Source organism: Leucobacter denitrificans, from assembly GCF_014396385.1.
In the GTDB taxonomy this organism is placed as follows: domain Bacteria; phylum Actinomycetota; class Actinomycetes; order Actinomycetales; family Microbacteriaceae; genus Leucobacter; species Leucobacter denitrificans.
Genome location: NZ_CP060716.1, coordinates 508,027 through 530,165, shown reverse-complemented (window position 1 = coordinate 530,165; position 22,139 = coordinate 508,027). Strand labels below are relative to the sequence as shown.

General features: G+C 57.3%; 18 protein-coding genes and 2 pseudogenes. 15 read left to right on the top strand and 5 right to left on the bottom strand.

The window, feature by feature from the left end; translation table 11 throughout:
• Positions 1-182 precede the first annotated feature (182 nt).
• The 8 genes and pseudogenes from H9L06_RS02535 (at position 183) to H9L06_RS02500 (ending at position 12,490) form a co-directional block, all read left to right on the top strand.
• Positions 183-934, top strand: a pseudogene (locus tag H9L06_RS02535) (SDR family oxidoreductase).
• A 307-nt stretch (positions 935-1,241) separates the two neighbouring features.
• Positions 1,242-5,834, top strand: a complete 4,593-nt coding sequence (gene gltB / locus H9L06_RS02530) for a glutamate synthase large subunit (RefSeq protein ID WP_187556302.1) — start codon at positions 1,242-1,244, stop codon at positions 5,832-5,834.
• Entirely contained in the window at positions 5,827-7,278 is a 1,452-nt protein-coding gene (locus H9L06_RS02525) for a glutamate synthase subunit beta (RefSeq protein ID WP_187555713.1), read from the top strand. The genes gltB and H9L06_RS02525 overlap by 8 nt, the downstream gene beginning before the upstream one ends.
• Before the next feature lie 82 nt (positions 7,279-7,360).
• Positions 7,361-8,005, top strand: coding sequence for an NAD(P)-dependent oxidoreductase (locus tag H9L06_RS02520; RefSeq protein WP_187555712.1), 645 nt, complete (start codon positions 7,361-7,363; stop codon positions 8,003-8,005).
• A 2-nt stretch (positions 8,006-8,007) separates the two neighbouring features.
• Positions 8,008-9,636, top strand: coding sequence for a methyltransferase (locus H9L06_RS02515; protein WP_187556301.1), 1,629 nt, complete (start codon positions 8,008-8,010; stop codon positions 9,634-9,636).
• A 15-nt stretch (positions 9,637-9,651) separates the two neighbouring features.
• Positions 9,652-10,962, top strand: coding sequence for a histidinol dehydrogenase (hisD, locus tag H9L06_RS02510; protein ID WP_187556300.1), 1,311 nt, complete (start codon positions 9,652-9,654; stop codon positions 10,960-10,962).
• Between the two features lie 2 nt (positions 10,963-10,964).
• Positions 10,965-11,447 (top strand): transcriptional regulator NrdR, encoded by a 483-nt coding sequence (nrdR, locus tag H9L06_RS02505; protein ID WP_187555711.1) that lies wholly within the window; start codon positions 10,965-10,967, stop codon positions 11,445-11,447.
• 8 nt (positions 11,448-11,455) lie between these two features.
• Positions 11,456-12,490, top strand: a complete 1,035-nt coding sequence (locus H9L06_RS02500; RefSeq protein WP_187556299.1) for a quinone-dependent dihydroorotate dehydrogenase — start codon at positions 11,456-11,458, stop codon at positions 12,488-12,490.
• A 3-nt stretch (positions 12,491-12,493) separates the two neighbouring features.
• Here H9L06_RS02500 and H9L06_RS02495 read toward each other — a convergent pair whose 3' ends face one another.
• Positions 12,494-13,066 carry a DUF3043 domain-containing protein gene (locus tag H9L06_RS02495; RefSeq protein ID WP_187555710.1) on the bottom strand — a complete coding sequence of 191 codons (573 nt, stop codon included), beginning with the start codon at positions 13,064-13,066 and terminating at the stop codon, positions 12,494-12,496.
• A 124-nt stretch (positions 13,067-13,190) separates the two neighbouring features.
• Between H9L06_RS02495 and H9L06_RS02490 the strand changes: the two genes are divergently transcribed.
• The 7 genes and pseudogenes from H9L06_RS02490 (at position 13,191) to H9L06_RS02465 (ending at position 17,543) form a co-directional block, all read left to right on the top strand.
• Positions 13,191-13,541, top strand: coding sequence for a HesB/IscA family protein (locus tag H9L06_RS02490; RefSeq protein WP_187555709.1), 351 nt, complete (start codon positions 13,191-13,193; stop codon positions 13,539-13,541).
• A gap of 119 nt (positions 13,542-13,660) precedes the next feature.
• Entirely contained in the window at positions 13,661-14,527 is an 867-nt protein-coding gene (gene ctaC / locus H9L06_RS02485) for an aa3-type cytochrome oxidase subunit II (RefSeq protein ID WP_484497128.1), read from the top strand.
• A 14-nt stretch (positions 14,528-14,541) separates the two neighbouring features.
• On the top strand, positions 14,542-16,185 hold the full coding sequence (gene ctaD, locus H9L06_RS02480) for an aa3-type cytochrome oxidase subunit I (RefSeq protein WP_187555708.1): 1,644 nt from the start codon (positions 14,542-14,544) through the stop codon (positions 16,183-16,185).
• A 19-nt stretch (positions 16,186-16,204) separates the two neighbouring features.
• Positions 16,205-16,627, top strand: coding sequence for an aa3-type cytochrome oxidase subunit IV (gene ctaF, locus H9L06_RS02475; protein WP_187555707.1), 423 nt, complete (start codon positions 16,205-16,207; stop codon positions 16,625-16,627).
• A 9-nt stretch (positions 16,628-16,636) separates the two neighbouring features.
• On the top strand, positions 16,637-17,080 hold the full coding sequence (locus H9L06_RS02470; protein WP_187555706.1) for a GNAT family N-acetyltransferase: 444 nt from the start codon (positions 16,637-16,639) through the stop codon (positions 17,078-17,080).
• Between the two features lie 94 nt (positions 17,081-17,174).
• Positions 17,175-17,237 (top strand): annotated as a pseudogene (locus tag H9L06_RS12015) (hypothetical protein); the annotation flags it as partial.
• Entirely contained in the window at positions 17,238-17,543 is a 306-nt protein-coding gene (locus H9L06_RS02465; protein ID WP_246454453.1) for a hypothetical protein, read from the top strand.
• Positions 17,544-17,891: 348 nt separating this feature from the next.
• On the opposite strand, the gene qcrB is transcribed toward H9L06_RS02465, so the two are convergent.
• From qcrB to ctaE, 4 genes are read right to left on the bottom strand one after another with little or no spacing between them, the layout of a single operon-like run.
• Positions 17,892-19,502 (bottom strand): cytochrome bc1 complex cytochrome b subunit, encoded by a 1,611-nt coding sequence (gene qcrB / locus H9L06_RS02460; RefSeq protein WP_187555705.1) that lies wholly within the window; start codon positions 19,500-19,502, stop codon positions 17,892-17,894.
• Positions 19,499-20,587 carry a cytochrome bc1 complex Rieske iron-sulfur subunit gene (gene qcrA, locus H9L06_RS02455; protein WP_187555704.1) on the bottom strand — a complete coding sequence of 363 codons (1,089 nt, stop codon included), beginning with the start codon at positions 20,585-20,587 and terminating at the stop codon, positions 19,499-19,501. The genes qcrB and qcrA overlap by 4 nt, the downstream gene beginning before the upstream one ends.
• A gap of 42 nt (positions 20,588-20,629) precedes the next feature.
• Positions 20,630-21,433, bottom strand: a complete 804-nt coding sequence (gene qcrC, locus H9L06_RS02450; RefSeq protein WP_187555703.1) for a cytochrome bc1 complex diheme cytochrome c subunit — start codon at positions 21,431-21,433, stop codon at positions 20,630-20,632.
• Positions 21,434-21,453: 20 nt separating this feature from the next.
• Positions 21,454-22,068 carry an aa3-type cytochrome oxidase subunit III gene (gene ctaE, locus H9L06_RS02445; RefSeq protein ID WP_187555702.1) on the bottom strand — a complete coding sequence of 205 codons (615 nt, stop codon included), beginning with the start codon at positions 22,066-22,068 and terminating at the stop codon, positions 21,454-21,456.
• Between the last annotated feature and the right edge of the window lie 71 nt (positions 22,069-22,139).

Below are 22,139 nucleotides of genomic sequence, written 5' to 3'. Positions count from 1 at the left end.
GCCGATTACCCGGCAGCGTATCGCGAATACGGTGCAACGTACACCCCTGTTTATTGAGTCGATACATGAGACGTGATACCCGCTCGGGTGTGGCACGTGCACTACGCTAGGACGAGTCCATTTCACAGCCTGTTCACACTATTGAGGAGACGTTTACCGTGACTGAGAATGCACACCTTCCGGTGTTCGAAGCTGGATCTCTCGCCGGGCGCAGGGCGTTGGTTACAGGGTCTTCTCGCGGAGTCGGCGCCGATACCGTGCGCTACTTCGCGCAGGGCGGCGCAGACGTCATCATAAATTTCAGAAATAAGGCACCCCGCGCTGAGAAGCTTGCAATTGAGCTTCGTGAGCTCGGTGTACGTGCCGTCGTTCAGGGAGCCGACCTGACCGACGAGGCGTCGGTTGCTTCGATGATGACCGCGGTACAGGAAGAGCTCGGGGGCTCGATATCCTCGTGCTCAATGCCTCAGGTGGCATGGAAGGCGGGATGGCGGAGGATTACGCACTGCAGCTTAATCGCGATGCGCAGCTTCGGGTTCTTGACGCTGCACTTCCGCTGCTTGGCGACGGCTCACGCGTCGTTTTCGTCACGAGCCACCAGGCTCACTTCATTCGCACCACCCCCACCATGGAGGAGTACGAGGCAGTCGCGCTTTCGAAGCGCGCGGGCGAAGATGCGCTCCGAGAACGCATTCCTGAGCTGCAGGAGCGCGGGATTGGATTTGTCGTGGTTTCGGGCGACATGATCGAGGGAACGGTGACAGCAACACTGCTCAATCGATTGAATCCCGGGGCCATCGAAGAGCGTCGCTCACAGGCAGGAAAGCTCTATAACGTGTCGGAGTTTGCAGCGGAAGTTGCGCGCGCTGCAGTGGATCCGGTGCCCGAGGACAACACCCGTCTCGTAGGAGATGTCTCTAGCTTCGGTGGTTGAATTCGAAGAATCTTGAATCGTGGGGTTCGTGCTTCGGCATGGGCCCCACTTCTATGTTTCGGGCATATTTCGTACAATTCATCTCTGCGGCGTGAGTCCTGCATCATCGAACGGAATTCGGTGAAAATACTGCACTGCGCGAATAATCCGCAGAAGCTGCGATAGAGGATTATTTGGTCGAAGAAAATAGTGCTATTCTCGATTTTCCGAGCCTGACGAAGTGCGGGAGTGCGCGCAGGCTCGTCAGCGGGCCACGGACGTCCCATGAGCAGAGAAGAGGGCGTCGATGTATATTGCGCGAGAAAAAATGCCTGAGGGGCGGCTAGAAATTGCTCATCTGGGGGACACCGGTCTGCACCGGGCGTCAGACGAGAAAGACGCGTGTGGGCTTGCATCAGTCGTGTCGCTCGAGGGGGAGCGAAGCCATGAAATCGTTCGTTTGGCACTCGAAGCCCTCGAACATCTTGAGCATCGCGGGGCCGTAGGATCTGATGCGGGTACCGGCGATGGAGCGGGTATTCTGTCTGACATTCCTGACGAGCTGCTTCGAGCACGGGTAGAGCAGCACGTTGTCGACGCGGGTCTGCCTGAGCAAGGCTCGTACGTCACGGGTCTTGCGTTTCTCCCACAAGAGAGCGCAACTCGTCGTGCGATGCGGTTTCGCCTAGACGCAATAGCAGCGGAGGAAGGTCTCGATCTATTCGCATGGCTTCCAGTCCCGACTGCACCTGAAGTGCTAGGTGCGAGTGCGCGTGAAGCGGCTCCACACATTGAGCAACCCATCTACGTCGCTGCTGGCAGCTTGGTGAATCGTGCGGCACTCGAGCTGCGCGCGTTTCGCGTCAGAAAAAGGATCGAACGTGAAACGGGAGTGTACCTACCCTCGCTCTCGTCTCGCACCATTGTGTACAAGGGCATGGTGACGACGCTTCAGTTACCAACCTTTTACCCTGACCTGTGCGACGAACGTTTCACCTCACGGTTCGCGATCGTCCACTCGAGGTACTCGACAAACACATTCCCGTCTTGGCATCTCGCGCAACCGCTGCGCCTCGTAGCGCATAACGGGGAGATCAATACGGTCAGGGGCAACCGCAATTGGATGCGCGCGCGTGAGTCAGGTCTGCATAGTGAAGCACTCGGCGACATTCGCCAGCTCACTCCCATCTGCAGCGAACACGGGAGCGATTCTGCAAGTTTCGATGAGGTGCTTGAGCTGCTCGTTCAGGCAGGCCGCAGCTTGCCTCACGCGCTCGCGATGATGGTGCCTGAGGCCTGGGAGACCGAGAACGGGCTCAGCCCAGAACTCAGAGATTTCCTCGAGTACCACTCACTCGTCATGGAACCGTGGGACGGGCCTGCAGCAATGATCGGCACCGATGGTGAACAACTCGTTGCCACCCTCGACCGAAACGGCCTCCGCCCTGGAAGGTATCAAATCACACGCGATGGGTTGCTCATCATTGCGAGCGAAACAGGCGTACTTGAGTTTGACCCCGAACGCGTGATTAAGAGGGGACGCTTGCAACCCGGGCGAATGCTAGCTGTAGATCTTGCAAGTGGCAGAATGCGCGATGATGCCGAGGTGAAGGCTGAACTTGCTGCGCTCGAACCATGGGGCGACTGGCTTGAAGAAGGAAGAATCCGACTTGCTGATCTTCCTGAGCGGGAGCACCTAGTGCATCCTCCAGCGTCAATTGTCCGTAGACAGCGCACCTTTGGATATACCGAGGAAGACCTGCGACTACTCCTGACTCCTATGGCGCGCGACGGAATCGAACCTCTTGCCGCGATGGGTACTGATACGCCAATTGCAGCACTCAGTGAGCGGCCCAGACTGATCTTTGACTACTTCGTGCAGCAGTTCGCACAGGTAACCAACCCACCTCTTGATGCGTTGCGCGAGGAACTGGTGACAAGCCTTGTCACCAGTATTGGCCCGCAACTGAACTTGCTCACTCAGTCTTCGGCGCACGCGCGTCAGGTCATTCTCGATTTCCCAATTATCGACAATGATGCGCTTGCACGGATCCAGCACTTTGGAGAGGACCCTACTGCCCAGCGCACGGTCACAATCCGCGGGCTGTATCCAGTGGATTACCACGGTAAGGGGCTGAGTGATCGGCTCGCCGAAATGTGCGTGGAGGCGAGCGCTGCTATTGACGCAGGTGCTGAGTTCATCATCATCTCTGACCGTGACTCGGATAAAGATTTGGCACCAGTTCCTTCCCTCCTCGCGATATCGGCGGTGCATCACCACCTCATTCGCGCGGGAAAGCGCATGCAGGTCGCGTTGATCGCTGAGGCCGGCGACGCCCGGGAAGTGCATCACGTCGCAGCACTGGTGGGTTACGGAGCAGCCGCGGTGAACCCATACCTTGCTATGGAGTCGGTGGAAGCTCTCGTTCGTTCGGGAGAGCTCACGGCTGCGGGGGGCGTTGAGCTCACCGAAGCAGAAGCGGTGCACCATCTCATCAAAGCTCTCGGAAAGGGCATGCTCAAAGTAATGAGCAAGATGGGCATCTCCACGGTTGCCTCGTACTGTGGTGCGCAGACCTTCGAAGCTATCGGCTTGGGTCAAGATCTCATCGACCAGTATTTCTCGGGAACGCATTCGAGACTTGGCGGCGTGGGTATTGATGTGCTTGCTGCAGAAATCGCCAAGCGTCACCGCAGGGCTTACCCCGACGATGCAGCTTCGTTTGCAGGGCAGCGTCTAGAAACCGGCGGTGAGTATCGGTGGCGCAGGGGAGAGGAACCGCATCTCTTCGACCCGGAAACCATCTACAAGCTCCAGCACGCTACCCGCACCGGCCGACGCGAGATCTTTACCGAGTACACGAGTCGTGTGAATGAACAACAAGAGCGCCTTATGACGCTCCGTGGACTCATGAAGTTCACTCCAGTTCGCGAACCAGTGTCGATCGATGAGGTTGAGCCGGTTGAAGCAATTATGCGGCGTTTCGCCACGGGGGCGATGAGCTACGGCTCTATTTCGCCTGAGGCTCACGAAACACTCGCTATCGCCATGAACATGATCGGTGGAAAGTCGAACACCGGTGAAGGCGGTGAGAGCGAAGAACGTTTGCTCGACCCTGAGCGCAGGAGCGCAATCAAGCAAGTCGCGTCTGGAAGATTTGGTGTGACGAGCATGTATCTGACTCACGCAGATGAGATTCAGATCAAACTTGCCCAGGGTGCGAAGCCGGGCGAGGGCGGTCAATTGCCTCCGGCGAAGATGTATCCCTGGATCGCGCGCACCCGTCACGCGACTCCTGGCGTCGGCCTTATCTCTCCACCACCTCACCACGACATCTATTCGATCGAAGATCTCAAGCAGCTCATCTTCGACCTGAAACGAGCGAACCCCCAGGCGCGAATCTCGACAAAACTTGTGTCGCAGGGCGGCATCGGTGCAGTCGCTTCAGGGGTCGTGAAAGCTCTTTCTGATGTCGTGCTTGTGTCTGGGCATGACGGCGGCACCGGCGCGAGCCCCATGAATTCTCTGAAGCACGCAGGTTCGCCATGGGAGCTGGGTCTTGCAGAAACGCAGCAGACGCTCATGCTCAACGACCTGCGCGACCGAGTTACACTACAGGTCGATGGTCAGTTGAAGACTGGTCGAGACGTAGTAATCGCGGCTTTGCTGGGTGCCGAAGAATTTGGTTTTGCGACCGCGCCTCTAGTTGTCTCCGGATGCATCATGATGCGGGTATGTCATCTCGACACCTGTCCAGTGGGGGTGGCAACTCAAAACCCTGAGCTCCGGTCACGGTTCACCGGGCAGGCCGAACACGTCGCGAACTTCTTCCGCTTCATCGCGGCTGAGGTTCGCGAGATCCTGGCATCGCTCGGATACCGCACCCTTGATGAGGCAGTGGGAGACACAGAGTCGCTGAACATCGATGAGGCCGTGCGCCACTGGAAGGCAGAAGGCCTCGACCTCACGCCTATTCTGCGGGGGCCAAAGTTTGCAGGCGATGTTCCTCGGCGACGAGGTGCCGCGCAAGATCACGACTTGAGTGCTCATTTCGACAACGCGCTGATAGACATGTCGGCTGACGCGCTGAAGTTCCGTGATCCCGTGGTGATCACCATGCCGATTCACAATACTGACCGTGCGGTCGGAACCATGCTCGGACACGAAGTCACCAAGCGCTTCGGCTCGGAGGGGCTGGCACCAGGAACGATTGACATCACACTTACCGGGTCGGCCGGGCAATCGCTCGGCGCGTTCCTACCTGCGGGCATCATGCTTCGACTTGTCGGTGATGCGAATGATTATGCAGGCAAGGGCCTGTCCGGTGGCGAGATCACCATGCGCTCATTTCCTGACGCTGGTCACACCGCAGACGAGAACGTCATCGCCGGAAACGTGATCGGTTACGGTGCGACGAGCGGTTCTATGTGGATCGGCGGTGTTGTTGGCGAGCGGTTCCTCGTTCGTAGTTCGGGAGCAACTGCTGTCGTCGAAGGTACTGGCGATCACGCCCTTGAATACTTCACGGGTGGCTTTGCGCTGATACTCGGCCCCACAGGCCGCAATATTGGCGCGGGCATGTCTGGCGGCGAAGCAGTGATCCTCGACCTCGATCCACTCGATGTGAACTCAGCTGAGCTTGCGAGTGGGGCGCTTCAACTCGAGCCGCTCTCTGAAGCAACTCGTGAAAAAGTTCGCAAGCTTCTGCAGAGTCATGTTGAGCAGACCGGTTCCATCCGGGCACAGCGGCTCATTGAGGACATTGAGGCGGATCCGGAAGCAGCGTTTGCCCGATTTACCCGACTCATTCCGCGCGAGTATTCTCGCGTGCTCGAAATCCGGGAACGTGCCACGCGCGAAGGGTACGACCCAGACGGTGACCAGGCTTGGGCGCAGATCTTGGAGGCAAATCATGGCTGATCCCCGTGGGTTTTTAAAGGTGCGTGAGCGCGAGCTTGCACCAAAGCGTCCTGTGGCTCTGAGGCTCATGGACTGGCGCGAAGTCGTTGACCCCGCAGACCCAACGCTGGTTGCCCGCCAGGCGTCACGCTGCATGGACTGCGGAGTCGCGTTCTGTCACCAAGGGTGCCCCCTCGGCAATCTGATCCCCGAATGGAATGATCTGACTTGGCGAGGCCGAGAACGTGAAGCGCTCGATCGGTTGCACGCGACAAACAACTTTCCCGAGTTCACGGGTCGCGCATGCCCTGCTCCGTGCGAATCGGCGTGTGTGCTCGGCATCAATCAGCCAGCAGTCACGATCAAGCAGATCGAGAACAGCATTATCGATGAGGGCTTCGCCCACGGTTGGGTCGTGCCTCAGCCTCCTGAGCGGCTGACCGGTCGGACCGTCGCGATTGTCGGATCGGGGCCAGCGGGGCTCGCCGCTGCCCAGCAACTCACGCGTGCTGGTCATACCGTCGCGGTGTATGAGCGGGATGAGGAACCGGGCGGCCTGCTGAGGTTCGGAATCCCTGATTTTAAGCTCGAGAAGTCCCTCGTCGCGAGGCGAATCGAGCAGATGAAAGCCGAGGGTACCCGCTTTCGCTGCGGTGTCACGATTGGTACAGATATGTCGTGGCATGAGTTGCGTCGCCGTTATGACGCGGTGATTGTTGCGACCGGTGCAACAGTTCCGCGTTCTCTTGACCTTCCCGGGCGTGAACTCGGTGGGATCCACTATGCAATGGAGTATCTGACAGCATCGAACCGTGCCCAGTTCGGATCGGGAAATTTGAGTGACATTGATGCCGCCGGAAGACATGTAGTGGTTATCGGTGGCGGTGACACCGGTTCTGACTGTGTCGGTACGGCGCATCGTCAGGGGGCTGCGTCAGTGACGAGCCTTGCAATCGGAAGAATGCCTGGAACCGAGCGTAGTCATTCGGAGCCATGGCCCGTGCATCCGAAGCTCTTCGAAATCTCGAGCTCTCACGAAGAAGGCGGTGACCGTTCCTTCCTCGTTTCGACCGTTGAGTATGTCGGCGACGAGAGTGGAAACCTTAAGTCGCTCAAAATTGCCGAAACACAGTACACAGACAGTGGTCGTATTCCGACTCCCGGTACGGAGCGTCTTATCGACGCAGATCTCGTGTTCATAGCGATGGGGTTCACTGGGCCGGAGCCGCTTGAAGAGGCAGAAGTTCCACTTCAGTTTGGTGCTACGGGCGGGTTTGAACGCGAAAGTGATTTCTCAACGGACCTCCCGGGGGTGTTTGTCGCGGGCGACGCCGGTCGCGGTCAATCCCTTATCGTTTGGGCGATAGCGGAGGGACGTGCTGCGGCTGCTTCGGTCGATGCATACCTCACCGGTGGAACCGTGCTTCCGTCACCTGTAGGAGCCCACGACCGCGCATTCGCGTGAGTATTTGCCTCTACCTGCGATGCAAGGAATATCCTCGAAGTAAACGGTGTTCCGTTTGTCGCTCATCGGGGAAGGAAAACTCATGTCGTCGATTGTTGTGTTCGGTGGAAGTGGGTACGCGGGTGGTCACATCGTTGAGGCTGCGGCAGTGCGAGGCCTCGACGTGAAGTGCGTGACACGCAAGGAATCTGCGACGCAGATTGCCGGGGTAACGTACTCCCTTGGATCGCTGCTCGACTCTGATGACCGATCGAAGGCATTAGCTGGCGCCGAGGTCCTAATCATTGCCGTTTCACCGAGAGGCGACATGGCCGGCAGAACACGAGCAGCGATTGCCGATATGGCTACAGATGCGGAGCGTGCGGGAGTGCGACTTGGCGTCGTCGGAGGCGCGGGATCACTGCTCGTGAGCGAAGGTGGCCCGCGACTTCTTGAGCTCGATGAATTTGCCGAAGAATTTCGCCCCGAAGCGGAGGAAATGTCTGGAGTGCTCGACGATCTGCGAGCTCGCGAGGGAACCCTGGACTGGTTTCTTGTCAGTCCTGCTGCTGAATTTGGCGCGCACTCGGCGGGGGAGTACCTCGGCGAGTACAGGGTCGGTGGAGACGTGCTTCTCACAGACGACCAGGGAAGGTCTGCGATCAGTGGAGCAGATTTCGGGGTCGCAGTCGTCGACGAAATCGAATCTCCGGTGCATCACCGCGCCCGCTTTACTGTCGCGTATTGAGCATGGGAGACACGACCCTGAAGACCGACCTACGACTCCTAAATTCGCTCCGCAAAGATTTAGAGTCAGCAAAGTACTTCCCAGACGAAATTGTTGCACTCTGGGGTGCTCCCGCCGAAAGGTCTCGCCAGCGAGGAGTACTTATTCCTGCCGCTCGAATGCTGCGGCGACTCGATAAGAGTCCACTGGTCACCCTCGCAGAACTCTTCCTTCTCGGCGACGAGGCTTCGGCCGAAGATCTCGAACTTGCGTTACCGGAGCTCGGCATCTCGGGGGCTATGTGTCTTGGGCTGATAGCTTCATCGCCTGAGCGCTCGGGACGACCTTCTGGCTATTACCGAGCCGAACTTTCGCTTAATGTGGTGTCGTTCCCCGATCCGGGGTCAACGCGACCTGAGCCGGGCGAGGCAGTGCCCATTGTGCATTGGTGGATCATGTCGGATCTCGACGACGCCTTGCGTCGCGGGCCTATGATGTCTGATCACGTCATGGGTGTCGGGGGTGCGACACGAACATTGCTTTCGCAAATGCCACTTGGTGGAGGCGAACGTGCGATGGCAGAGCGAGCATTAGATTTGGGAACCGGCAGTGGCGTTGTAGCCATGTACCTGGCGCAGTCGGGAATTCCTGAGGTCGTTGCGACGGATATCTCCGAGCGCGCACTTGCCCTGGCCCAAGCAAATGCGGCGCTGAACGGGTTTTCTTCCGAGATCGAGTTTCGGCAGGGTGATCTCTTTGGCCCGGTTCGCGAGGAGCAATTCGATCTCATTGCGTCGAATCCTCCGTTCGTTGTCACTCCACGTACTGAGCAAACCGATGTCGCTGGTGCGCAGCGATACGAGTATCGCGACGGCGGGTTGATCGGCGATGCACTCGCGGCACGGGTAGTTCGTGAGGCGCCGATCCACCTGGCTGAGGGTGGGCTACTCATCTGTCTCGCGAACTGGGAGACACCGTGGGGCGGTGATGGTCTTCAGCGGGTAGAACAGTGGATCGCGGAGGCCTCTGAGACGCACGCGCTCGATGCGTGGGTCATCGAGCGCGATGTAGTCGACACGGTGCAATACGCCGAGACCTGGGCCCGCGATGGCGGAGCTAGACCGGGTAGTTCAGAGCATTCGCTGCTGATGTCGGCATGGATGGATGATTTCGAAGATCGGCATATTGTGTCAATCGGACTCGGATCGATTCGGCTGCAGCGCACTGACAAAAAAGCGGGAATTGTGCGAACTGAGCAAGCGATGGGCATTTTCACTGAAGATTGGCCCGGTCGGTCGCTACAAACTGCATTTGAGTCAGGAGTGCGTTCGGAGCGGATGAGTGATGAGGATGTGCTCGCTGCTCACTGGGTGTGCAGTCCGCGCGTATTCGAGGAGCGTGACCATAAACCGGGGCAGGATGCTCCGCGCGCTTTACGGCTCGTGACCGATGCTCCGATTGGACGCCGAATGGATGTCGATCCACTACTTGCTGCTGCGGTTGGGGCGAGTGACGGCGATCTCAGCCTGTCGCAGATTGCCGGGGCGCTCGCGACGTTATTTGAGGTGAACGAGGAGGAGACGTCGGACGTGCTCGTCGAAGGAATTCGGGAGCTCGCATGGTACGGCGTGGTCACACCCGCGTCTCGATAGAATAGGCGAGTGCTTTTGCGAACCATCGACCTCAGAGGTCGCGAACTTTCCCGCGCCGAACTACGTGCGCTTGTTCCGCGTGCTGCAATGAGCGCCGACGAAGCGGTCGAACGTGTGCGTCCCCTCCTAGAGGCCGTAGCGACCCGCGGCGAAGAAGCACTGCGGGTGCAGGCAAAGGAATTCGACGGTGTTGATGGACACACGCTTCGTGTGCCGCCAGAACAGATTGAGGCGTCTCTTGCAACGTGCCCACCAGAAGTAGAAACGGCGCTGCGAGAACTCATCGCGAGACTTCGAAAGGGCTCCGCGGCCCAGGTGCCAGAAGCCCGAGTGACAACACTCGCTTCAGGTGCGACGATACGTCAACGGTGGCAGCCAGTTTCGAGGGTCGGCCTCTACGCACCCGGTGGCAAAGCAGCGTATCCATCCTCAGTCATCATGAACGCAGTTGCCGCGCAGACTGCCGGTGTGCCGAGTCTCGCGCTCGCTTCGCCAGCCCAGCGAGACAACGGGGGTCTGCCGCACCAGGCCGTTCTGTGGGCTGCCGCGCTGTGCGGCGTCACTGAGCTTTACGCGATTGGTGGCGCGGGCGCAATCGCCGCGTTTGCCCATGGGGTTCCTGAGATTGGCCTTGAGCCAGTAGACATGGTGACTGGTCCGGGAAATATCTTTGTCGCGGCAGCCAAGCGGGTGGTGAACGGTATTGTCGGAATTGACGCCGAGGCCGGTACCACTGAGATCCTCATTGTTGCCGACGAATTTGCGGATCCGGGGTATCTAGCTGCCGACCTGATCAGCCAGGCTGAGCACGACGAAGCTGCAGCCTCAATTCTTGTCACCGATGCACCCGGGCTGGCAGCCGCCGTTCAGACCGAAGTGATGGCTCGAGTCGAGGCCACGCAGCATGCCCAGCGAGCGCGTACGGCGCTTGCTGGCCCTCAGTCAGCAATTATTCTTGTCGACGATCTCGCGACCGCAGTGCGTGTGAGCAACGCATACGGCCCAGAGCACCTCGAGATCCACACGGTCGACAATGAAGCAACGCTCGAATCCATCACCGATGCCGGAGCCATTTTCCTTGGCCCAACGACTCCTGTGAGCCTCGGAGACTACCTCGCGGGCTCCAATCACGTACTCCCGACTGGGGGAACAGCTCGCTTTACTTCGGGGCTCGGTGCGCACACATTCTTGCGCGCACAGCAAATAATCGAGTACGACCGCTCGGCATTGGCCGAGGTAGTTGATCCACTCATTGCTCTCGCTCGAGCAGAGGGCCTGCCAGCTCACGGAGAAGCCGTCACGGCGAGATTTGAGAACCGAGATTAGACATGCACTGCCCATTTTGTAGACACCCAGACAGCCGAGTGATCGACTCGCGTACCGCTGACGATGGACTGTCGATTCGGCGTAGGCGACAGTGCCCTGAGTGCGGGCGCAGATTTACGACCACGGAGACCGCGAGTCTCACGGTGATTAAGCGTTCGGGAGTGGTCGAACCGTTCAGTCGTGAGAAAGTCATGAGTGGAGTGCGAAAAGCTTGCCAGGGACGGCCAGTGACCGAAGCTGACCTTGCCATGCTCGCGCAACAGGTTGAGGAATCGCTGCGCCAGAGTGGCATCGCGCAGTTTGATACGAACGACATCGGAGTCGCGATCTTGCCTCACCTGCGAACGCTTGATGAGGTTGCGTATCTTCGCTTTGCGAGCGTGTACCAAGCGTTTGAATCGCTTGCCGACTTTGAGGCTGCAATCGGCGATCTTCGCAAGACACAGGTTGCCGCGAGCGGCCCTTCGTCAGAAGTCAAGGAGTAAGAGTGAGCCTGTACTCGGTTCTGTTCAATGCGGTGTTCAAACGTATGGATCCCGAGCGAGCGCACCATCTCGCGTTTCCGGTAATCCGCGCGTTACCTCTGCTCGGTGGAATTGTGGCTAAATACTGTGGCCCACACCCGTCGCTTCGTGTACGCGCCCTTGGGTTGGAGTTTCCAAGTCCGTTCGGGCTCGCCGCGGGATTCGATAAGAACGCTGAAGCGATACTCGGTCTTGGCGAACTCGGGTTCGGGCACGTTGAGGTGGGCACCGTCACGAGATATGCACAGCCGGGAAACGAAAAGCCGCGTAGCTTTCGTCTCATTGCAGATCGCGGACTTGTAAATCGGATGGGGTTTAACAACCAAGGATCCGCTGCAGCAGTACCTCGCATCGAACGCGCACGATTGAAGCGCGACAGGCCGATCATTGGCTCGAATATCGGTAAGAGTCGAGTCACAGAAGTTGAAGATGCAGCGGCTGACTACATATGGAGTGCCGAGCGCTTAGCTCCAATTTCTGATTATCTTGCGGTGAATGTGAGTTCCCCGAATACTCCGGGGCTACGCGGCCTCCAAGAATTGACTCTGCTCGAACCCTTGCTCAAAGGTGTCAAGGAGGCAGCAGGTGACACGCCGCTGCTTGTAAAAATTGCGCCGGATATGGACGATGAGCAGATCGATGGAATCGTATCGCTCGCCGTGAAGCTTGGACTCGACGGAATTATTGCTACGAATACAACGATTTCACGTGACGGGCTGCATGAGTCTGCTGAGCGAATCGAGGAGATCGGTGCCGGTGGGCTGTCAGGAGCTCCACTCGCTGCGCGATCACTCGAGGTGCTGAAGCGCATTCGATCCACCGCACCAGACGATCTGTGTGTCATAGCGGTCGGGGGAGTGACAACTGCGGCCGACGTGATTGAGCGTCTCGACGCGGGTGCCACCCTTGTTCAAGGGTTCACCGCATTCATTTATGAGGGGCCGCTGTGGGCGCGCTCAATCAACCGTGGATTACGCAAAGCTGGTTGGCGCGCCCACAAGTAAGGCTTAACTCGGGTACTGACCGCGCTTTACCTGAGGCTTCGGCATGCGCAGCATTCTGAACTGGAGCGCACGCATTGCCGCGTACCAGCGGTACCCGGATTGAATATTGTCTTCGCCAAACTTCGCGGAGAGCTTGCGTTTCAACGTGAACGTCAACAAGATTGCGTCAAGAATTGCGACGAGTAAGAACGCCCACACAAAGAAGACGCCGTACACCTGCACCCAACCCGGAAATAGCGCCACGATCAAGAAGATCACCATGACTGGAATCAACAGTTCGCCAGCGTTCCAGCGCGCATCGACATAGTCGCGAATAAACCGTCGCTGTGGGCCCTTATCTCGAGGCGTCAGATAGCGTTCCTCACCCGCCATCATGCCGAGGCGTGCGCGTTCTCGTGCCTCATTCTGGGTCTGTCGTTGCTGCTTGCGGAGAGATTTGTCTCGAGAGCCAACGATCGGTCGCGCATTTGCAGCTTGTGCTTGCTTTCTCGAAGGGGTGGGTCGGCCTTTGCCGACCGTCTCTGAATTCTCGTCCTCTGCGGATCCGGCCGAAGGGTCTGGCTTAGCAGAGCTCATGGTCGCCTGGGTTTCCTCTCGTTTGTTCACCCGTGCGGGTATCGTATTAGGTACAAGCGTACCGCCTGCGCGGGGCGTAGACTGGAGGCATCTGAATCTCAGATCCGGTGAGTGAGGAGAAGTAATGAGCAATGACACCGCAGTGCGCGAGCACGGAGTGGCTCTCAGTCCAACAGCACAAGAAAAGGTGCGTAGTCTCCTGAGCCAGGAGGGACGCGACGATCTTCGTCTGCGAATTGCCGTTCAGCCAGGTGGCTGCTCGGGCCTCATTTATCAGCTGTTTTTTGATGAGCGGCAACTTGAGAATGATGCCGTTGTTTCGTTCGAAGGTGTCGAGGTCGTGGTGGATCAGATGAGCGTCCCGTATCTCGATGGTGCAACGATCGATTTCGAAGACACAATTCAAAAGCAGGGCTTCACCATCGACAATCCCAATGCAGCAGGGAGCTGCGCATGTGGAGATAGCTTTAGCTAAGCCTGGCGACACCCCCGTCTGCGTTCGGGGAACGTCCAGGTTCGCGCTAAGCTAACAGGTAGTCATCAGTTTTCTCTGCCGTGCGCAGAGGTAAACCGTCAGCATTCGAAAGGTATGTGGTGCGTTCCAATCGTGTAATGAAGTGGGTCGCTGCGCCCGCTGCTATCGGCGCGGCACTCGCGCTTGCAGGCTGTACGCCTGCCCAACAGCGCGGGTTCCTTCCTGAGGGGTCGACAAATGCTACGAACCTCACCGAGGGCATTACTGCCCTGTGGGTGAATTCATGGCTCGTGCTGCTCGGCGTTGGAGTCATCACCTGGGGCCTCATTATTTGGGCAACAGTCGCCTACCGTAGGCGCAAGGGTCAGACCGGTCTGCCAGTGCAGATGCGGTACAACATGCCAATCGAAACGTTCTTCACTGTTGTGCCCGTGATTCTCGTTCTTGGCTTCTTCGCGTTCACCGCGCAGGAGCAGTCGAAGATTGAGGCTCGCTACGACAACCCCGAGAACGTTGTCGAGGTTTTCGGCAAGCGTTGGGCATGGGACTTCAACTATCTGAGCGACGATGTGTACTTCTCGGGTAAGCAGGTAGAAACCGACGAGAACGGTTCTGCGAAGCCAGAGACCATGCCGGTTCTCTACCTCCCTGTCGACAAGACGACCGAGATTCGACTCGAGAGCCGCGACGTCATCCACTCATTCTGGGTCGTCGAGTACCTCTACAAAAAGGACATGGTTCCGGGGCAGACGAACTACATGAGCTTCACGCCCACTGAGACTGGAACGTTCATGGGTAAGTGTGCCGAGCTTTGTGGTCAAGATCACTCGATGATGCTGTTTGAGCTCCGCGTAGTTGAGCAAGACGAGTACGACGCATACGTTGAGTCGCTCCGTGCTGCTGGTAACACTGGCTCACTCGGCGCTGACTACAACCCGAACCAGGACCTCTTCTTCGGTGACGAAGCCAAGGCCGAGAACGAGTAACGAGGGAAGAGAAGATGAAGAAGGGTAACGTCATCGTTTCGTGGATTACTTCCACGGACCACAAGGTGATCGGATACATGTATCTGATCAGCTCCGTCGTTTGGTTCATGATCGGCGGCCTCATGGCCCTGCTCATTCGCGCGCAGCTCTTTGCGCCCGGGCTTGAGGTCATTGCGACGAAGGAACAGTACAACCAGCTGTTCACCATGCACGGCACGATCATGCTGCTGATGTTTGCAACGCCGCTGTTTGCGGGCTTCGCGAATGTGATTATGCCGCTCCAGATCGGTGCTCCCGACGTCGCGTTCCCGCGACTTAATGCCTTTGCATTCTGGCTTTACACTTTTGGTGCGTTGATCGCTGTTGGTGGCTTCTTGACACCTCAGGGCGCTGCTTCATTCGGTTGGTTCGCATATGCACCGCTTTCCGACATGACCTACTCACCTGGTGTGGGTGGCAACCTTTGGGTGCTCGGTCTCGGCATTACCGGTTTCGGTACCATCCTCGGTGGTGTGAACTTCATCACGACCATCATCACGATGCGTGCACCTGGCATGACCATGTGGCGTATGTCGATCTTCACCTGGAACACGATGATTACGTCGCTCCTTGCGATCCTGGTCTTCCCGGTCCTCGCAGCTGCGTTCTTCGGCCTCGCTGCTGACCGCATCTTCCACGCGAACATCTTTAACGGTGAGGGTGGAGCCATTTTGTGGCAGCACCTGTTCTGGTTCTTCGGTCACCCTGAGGTGTACATCATTGCACTGCCGTTCTTCGGCATCGTCTCCGAGATCTTCCCGGTATTCAGCCGCAAGCCGATCTTCGGATACAAGACGCTTGTGTACGCGACAATTTCGATCGCTGCACTTTCGATGACAGTGTGGGCTCACCACATGTACGTCACCGGTTCTGTGCTGCTGCCGTTCTTCTCGTTGATGACCATGCTCATTGCGGTTCCAACGGGCGTTAAGATCTTCAACTGGCTCGGAACGATGTGGCGCGGGTCGATCACGTTCGAGACACCAATGCTTTGGTCGCTCGGCTTCCTTGTCACCTTCGTGTTTGGTGGCCTCACTGGCGTGATCCTGGCTTCGCCAGCGCTCGACTTCCACCTCTCTGACACGTACTTCGTCGTAGCGCACTTCCACTACGTGGTGTTCGGTACGGTTGTCTTCGCGATGTTCGCTGGATTCTACTTCTGGTGGCCAAAGTGGACCGGCAAGATGCTCAATGAGCGACTTGGCAAGATCCACTTCTGGACCCTGTTCATCGGTTTCCACACAACTTTCCTCGTGCAGCACTGGCTCGGTGTTATGGCGATGCCACGTCGCTACTACACCTACCTCCCCGAAGACGGTGTGACCTGGGGCAACCAGGTGTCAACGGTTGGTGCAGTGATTCTTGGTATCTCGATGATTCCGTTCCTGCTCAACGTGTACGTGACCGCGCGCCGTGCACCGAAGGTTACCGTTGACGATCCGTGGGGCTACGGTCGGTCGCTTGAGTGGGCTACTTCATGCCCACCACCGCGCCATAACTTCACCTCGATCCCACGAATTCGTACAGAGTCGCCTGCATTCGACCTCCACCACCCAGAAGTGAGTGGAATCGAGCAGCCGAAGCCTGCTACGGTCCCTGAGCTCGCAGAGCAGAAGTAACTACGAGGAGTATTTCGTTATGAAATCAAACATTGTGATCTTCACGATTGTTGCGGTGTACTTCGTAATCGTCGGGGCGCTTTATACCGGTTGGAATTTGATCACCCACTCGCGACTTGAGTGGGCGGGAACAGTAGCGCTCTTTGGGTGCGCTGGCTTGGCAGCGTTCATCGCCGTGTACCTCTGGCTGGTTCAGCGTAAGCTGGGCGGCACCATGATTGAGGATCTGCCTGAGTCTGACGTAGACGACGGTAACCCTGAGATTGGCGAATTCAGCCCGTGGAGCTGGTGGCCGATGTTCTTCGCGTTCGCAGGTTCACTTTTCGTGCTTGGTCTGTGCATCGGGTTCCAGTTCTGGCTTACCTACCTCTCGATTCCTCTAGTGATCATCGCAGCGGTGGGCTGGGTGTACGAGTACTACCGCGGTCATTTTGCGAGGTAATACGCGATCGTGACAGTCACAATCCGTCGGGGCCAGCCCGAAGACGCGAAAGCGATCTTCGGGCTGGCCCGTCAGTTTTCAACAGGGCGTGAACCAATTCGCATGGATGAGTTTACGGTCGCATACGACAACGTTCTACGTCGCCGAGATCAGGAAACAAACGTGCTGTTTGTTGCCGAGGTTAACGGGACCGTCGTCGGTTATTCGCTCATGACCGTTTCCCGACTACTGCATGCTCCGGGACTCACAGCACATCTCCAAGAGATCGTTGTGGACGAGGAGTATCGCGGAGGCGGTTACGGTGATCGTCTGATAGCCGCAAATGAGCACTACTGCATGGGGCGTGGCGTTCGCCAGTTATCAGCCTCTACTGCGCGGTTTGGTTCCTTCTACAATCACCGTGGTTTCGAGTCAGTGGGAGAGCACTACCGTAAACTGCTCGAATTAGAGTGAAGGTGAGCAGCGTTCCTGTGAACGCTGCACCCGGTGCACGTCGACCTCGACGTAAACCGGGGAGAATCGTGCGAGCCTTCTCGCGGCTGGGACGATTGAGTTCGCTCGCTACGGATATGCGGCGACACAAACTTCGGCGATAGCTACGCGCGCCGGTGTGTCACAACCCAACGTATACGCAAACTTCGCTTCGAAAGAGGAGCTTTTTCTCGAGTGCCTACGCACCTCGCTGTCGTGCATTGAACTCGCAGTAGCTCAGGAACCCGAGGAACTTGCTCCTGTGCATGCCTGTCTTCTCTTTCAGGCGATCGCTAGCATTGGCCTGCGTGAGGTAGGGGAGTCAGTGCAGTCGCAGCTTCGGCATCTCGTATCGGTCATCGGACAGGATGCTTTTGAAGCGATGGTGCTTCAGGGGCAAAGTCTGCTCATGACTGTGATAGCTTTGAGCCCTGACAAGTTGTAGGCGCGTCATATCTCGCCGCCCAGAACGACTAAATTCTCATTGCGGGGCAACGTCATTACATCTCACCTCGACTAACGCCACGCCACTTCTTCTAAGGTTATGCCACCACTTCCGGAGGTGAGTCTTCTCTCCTAATCGTGTGCGCGGTGGTCTTGGCCTGCTTTTACCTGATTCCCCTGTTCGAAGCCTAATTCAACTCTCTAAATACATACTTTAGGTTCATCACGAGTCCTCCAGTCATACCCGAGAACTCGTCACGAACACCCTTGGAGTTTAGTCCCCAAAGAGAAATGCCTCCCGTTTGCTTCGGCAAGCGGGAGGCATTTCTCTTAGTGGGAGAAGGACTACTTAGTGCCCTTCATTGTGTCCCTGCTCGAGTTCACCCTGAGTAGGTGGAACGATGCGATCCTCGAAGAACCAGCGGCTGAAGCCAGCGCGCAGACGCTTTGAGAACGGAATGCGTCCATCGTCATTCGGGCGGAGCATGAGCGGTGCGTAGTCGTGGTAGCTCACGAGCTCCCAGCGCTCGTAATCGCTAACAGGCTTGTGTACTTCTACGTATTCTCCGCCTGGGAGGCGAACAATACGACCGGACTCGTAGCCGTGCAGTGCGATAGAGCGATCCTTCTTCTGAAGCGCAAGACAAATACGTTTCGTCATGAAGTAAGCCACAATCGGTCCCACAATCAGTAGGGCCTGGAGTGCGTGGATTACGCCTTCGATCGACAACTGGAAGTGCGTTGCCATGAGGTCGGAGCTTGCAGCTCCCCACATTACAGCGTAGAAAGTAACGCCGGCAGCACCGATTGCTGTACGCGTAGGTGCGTTTCGTGGACGATCGAGAATATGGTGTTCGCGCTTGTCTCCGGTCACCCAGGCTTCGATGAAGGGGTAGATCGCTACGAGTACAAGGAACCCGACCATGATGATGACAGGAACGAGCATGTTCCATGACCAGGTGTAACCGAACCACTCAGTTTCCCACCCTGGCGGAATCAGACGCAACATGCCGTCAGCAAATCCGATGTACCAGTCAGGCTGTGTACCAGCAGAGACAGGTGACGGATCGTATGGGCCATACATCCACACAGCGTTGATGCTGAAGAACGTCGAGATGAGCATGATCACGCCGAAGACGATGAAGAAGAATCCACCAGCCTTAGCTGCATAGACGGGGAGTACTGGGTAACCCACCACGTTTTGTTGCGTCTTGCCCGGTCCAGGGTACTGGGTGTGCTTGTGGATCACAACAAACATCAGGTGCAACGCAACAAACAAGATCACCATTGCAGGAAGGACCATGATGTGCAGCATGTAGAGCCTGCCCACAATATCTGTCCCTGGGAACTCTCCGCCGAAGAAGAGGAAGGATAGCCAAGTTCCGATAATGGGAATTGCCTTGATGATGCCGTCGATAATACGGAGGCCATTGCCCGAGAGCACGTCATCTGGGAGTGAGTAGCCAGTGAAGCCCTCAGCCATTGCAAGCACGAAGAGAACGAAACCGATGATCCAGTTCAGTTCGCGCGGCTTGCGGAATGCACCCGTGAAGAAGATGCGAAGCATGTGCAGACCAATCGAGGCAACGAAAAGAAGCGCCGCCCAGTGGTGCACCTGACGCATAAGAAGGCCGCCACGAACTGAGAATGAGATATCAATCGTCGACGCCATCGCGCCGGACATCTCAATACCCTTCATTGGTACATAAGGGCCGTCGTATACGGTCTCAATCATCGTTGCCTGGAAGAAAAGGGTCAGGAAGGTTCCCGACAGCAGGATGACAACAAAGCTGTAGAGCGCTACTTCACCAAGAAGGAAGGACCAATGGTCAGGGAAGACCTTGCGGCCGAACTCCTTGACAGCCACACCAATCTTGGTGCGGTCGTCAATGTATGTCGCAGCTGCCGAGGTAAATCGGCTCGATCCGCTCTTTGCGGGGGATTCAGTCACGTGGCTCACTTAAGTCGCTCCCAGTAGCTCGGACCAACAGGTTCATTGAAGTCGCTCTGTGCGATGAGGTAACCCTCATCGTCGACGGTAATGGGAAGCTGTGGAAGCGGTCGCTTGGCCGGACCGAAGACCACCTTTGCTTCGTCAGAAACATCGAACTGCGACTGGTGGCAAGGGCAAAGTAGGTGGTGCGTATGCTGCTCGTTCAGTGCCACCGGGCATCCAACGTGCGTGCACACCTTTGAGTAAGCGACGATTCCGTTGTAGGACCAGGATTCCTTCTCAGGCGTCTCCTTGAGATCCTTTTCGTCGAGACGGATAAGGAGTACGACCGCCTTAGCCTTTTCGTTAAGCACATCTTTGGCCTGACCAAGGTTTTCGGGTACCACATGGAATACCGAACCAATTGTCACGTCAGCTGCGCGGATCGCCTCACCGACCTTGTGGCCGCCATTATCGCGTGCGAGACGAATTCCCTTGTCCCACATAGTGTGACGGAGTACCTCAACCGGATCGATGTCCTGAGGAGCGAGCCCACGGAGCAACGTGATTCCGGGAAGAGGGAATGCAATCAGGGCACCAAACAAGCTATTTCGTACAAGGGTACGGCGCGAGAAGCCTGATTCTTGATCTGCAACCTTGAAGACTTCAGCCGAGGCCTCACGGGTTGGCTCATCGCTCGCCACCGGATGACGAAGGTCAATAGATTCTCCGTCGTACATTAGGGCCTTGCCCCAGTGCACAGCTCCAATACCGATTGCGAGCAGGGCCAAGGCCATGCCGCTGCCTACGAATATCGTATGCAAGCGAATCTCGGAGGCGTCCCCAGACTCGATCGGGAAGAACATGTAGGCAAGTACCGCGCCGAGGCTGCCGACAATAGAAAGGTAGAAAAGTCCGTAAACTCCGCGCTCGGCGTTCTTTTCCTTCTTTGGGTCCAGATCCGTCACACGCTTGCGGTGTGGGGGGAGTCCCGGATTCTGCACGGCATCCGAAGAAAGGACTGCGGTACCTACCGAAGCCGTTTCGACGCCGTGGCCATCGGCGACAACAGCAGCGCTTCCGCCGCTACTGTTCTTCGCTTCCTCTGCCATGTTGCTCCTTGATTCCTGAAAACTATTGATGCGTTGCGAGGTCTAGTTCGACTTCGAGGTGACCCACACAGTGAGTGCGACGACGGCCCCGAGGCCGATCACCCAAATGAAGAGACCCTCAGCTACCGGACCAAGTGAACCGAGTGAGAAACCGCCGATTGATGGCTTCTCATCGATGTACTTGAGGTAAGTGATGATGTCTGACTTTTGCTCTGGCGTGATGTTCGCATCGCTAAAGACCGGCATGTTCTGCGGACCGGTCACCATCGCGTTGTAGATGTGAGTCGCCTCGACACCACTGAGCGATGGAGCCCACTTACCCTGCGTCAACGCACCGCCAGCACCGGCAACGTTGTGGCACATCGCGCAGTTAATGCGGAAGAGCTCGCCACCGCGTGCAACGTCACCTTCGCCCTGGAGGTACTGGGTCTCAGGGAGGCCAGGTCCAGGTGCCAATGATGCAACGTAGGCAGCCATTTGAAGTGTCTGCTCTTCCGTGAACTGCACGGGCTTAACCATTCCCTGCGGACCAGTGAATGCGAGTGGCATTCGACCAGTTCCGACCTGGAAATGAACCGATGCTGCACCAACACCAATAAGTGTTGGGCCGTCGTTCTCTGTTCCTTCTGCGTTCATGCCGTGGCAAGTTGCGCAGTTCGCAGCGAAGAGTTTCTGACCAGCTTCGATTACCTCAGGTGAAGTGAGATCCACTTCTGCGGTAGCAGCTGTCTGGCTGAATCCTGCGTATGCGGCACCGGTAACAAGCAGGCCAACAGCCAACAGTGCGGCCGTGGCGAGCGGGTGACGCCGTCCGGTCTTAGCGGAGTTCTTCTTGGCGCGAGCCATGATCTCTATTGCTCCTGACTCTACTTGAGTACGTAAATGATGATGAAGAGGATGATCCATACGATGTCGACGAAGTGCCAGTAGTAGGACACGACGACCGCGGTGGTCTCTTCTTTGTGTGTGAAGTTCTTAACTGCGTAGACGCGACCGATCACCAGGAGGAAGGCCACGAGACCAAGGGAAACGTGGATGCCGTGGAAACCGGTGGTGATGTAGAAGGCAGAACCATAAGGATCGCTCGCGAGCGTGATGCCTTCTGACACGAAGGTTGCGTACTCCCAGGCCTGGCCTGCCACGAAGATGGCCCCCATGAAGAAGGTGAGGTAGAACCACTCGACCATGCCCCACTTCGCGGGACTTGCTCCGGTTGCTCGTGGCTGCATGCGCTCAGCAGCAAAGACACCCGCCTGCGCAGTGAACGATGAAGCAACAAGAATGAGGGTGTTAATCAGGGCGAACGTGAAGTTATGCTTCGACGTTTGCTCTGCCCACAATTCTGGGTTCATCGCCCGGAGTGTGAAGTAGATGGCGAACAGGCCGGCGAAGAACATGACCTCGCTGCCGAGCCACACGATCGTGCCGACGGCGACGGAGTTGGGTCGCTTCACCGTGGGCACGGCTGACTTGGTATTCATAGTGGTCGTTGTCACCCTTCCATTATGGCTGAAAGTTTGGTGTGTATTTTCACCGATGCTCGGCGAGCCGA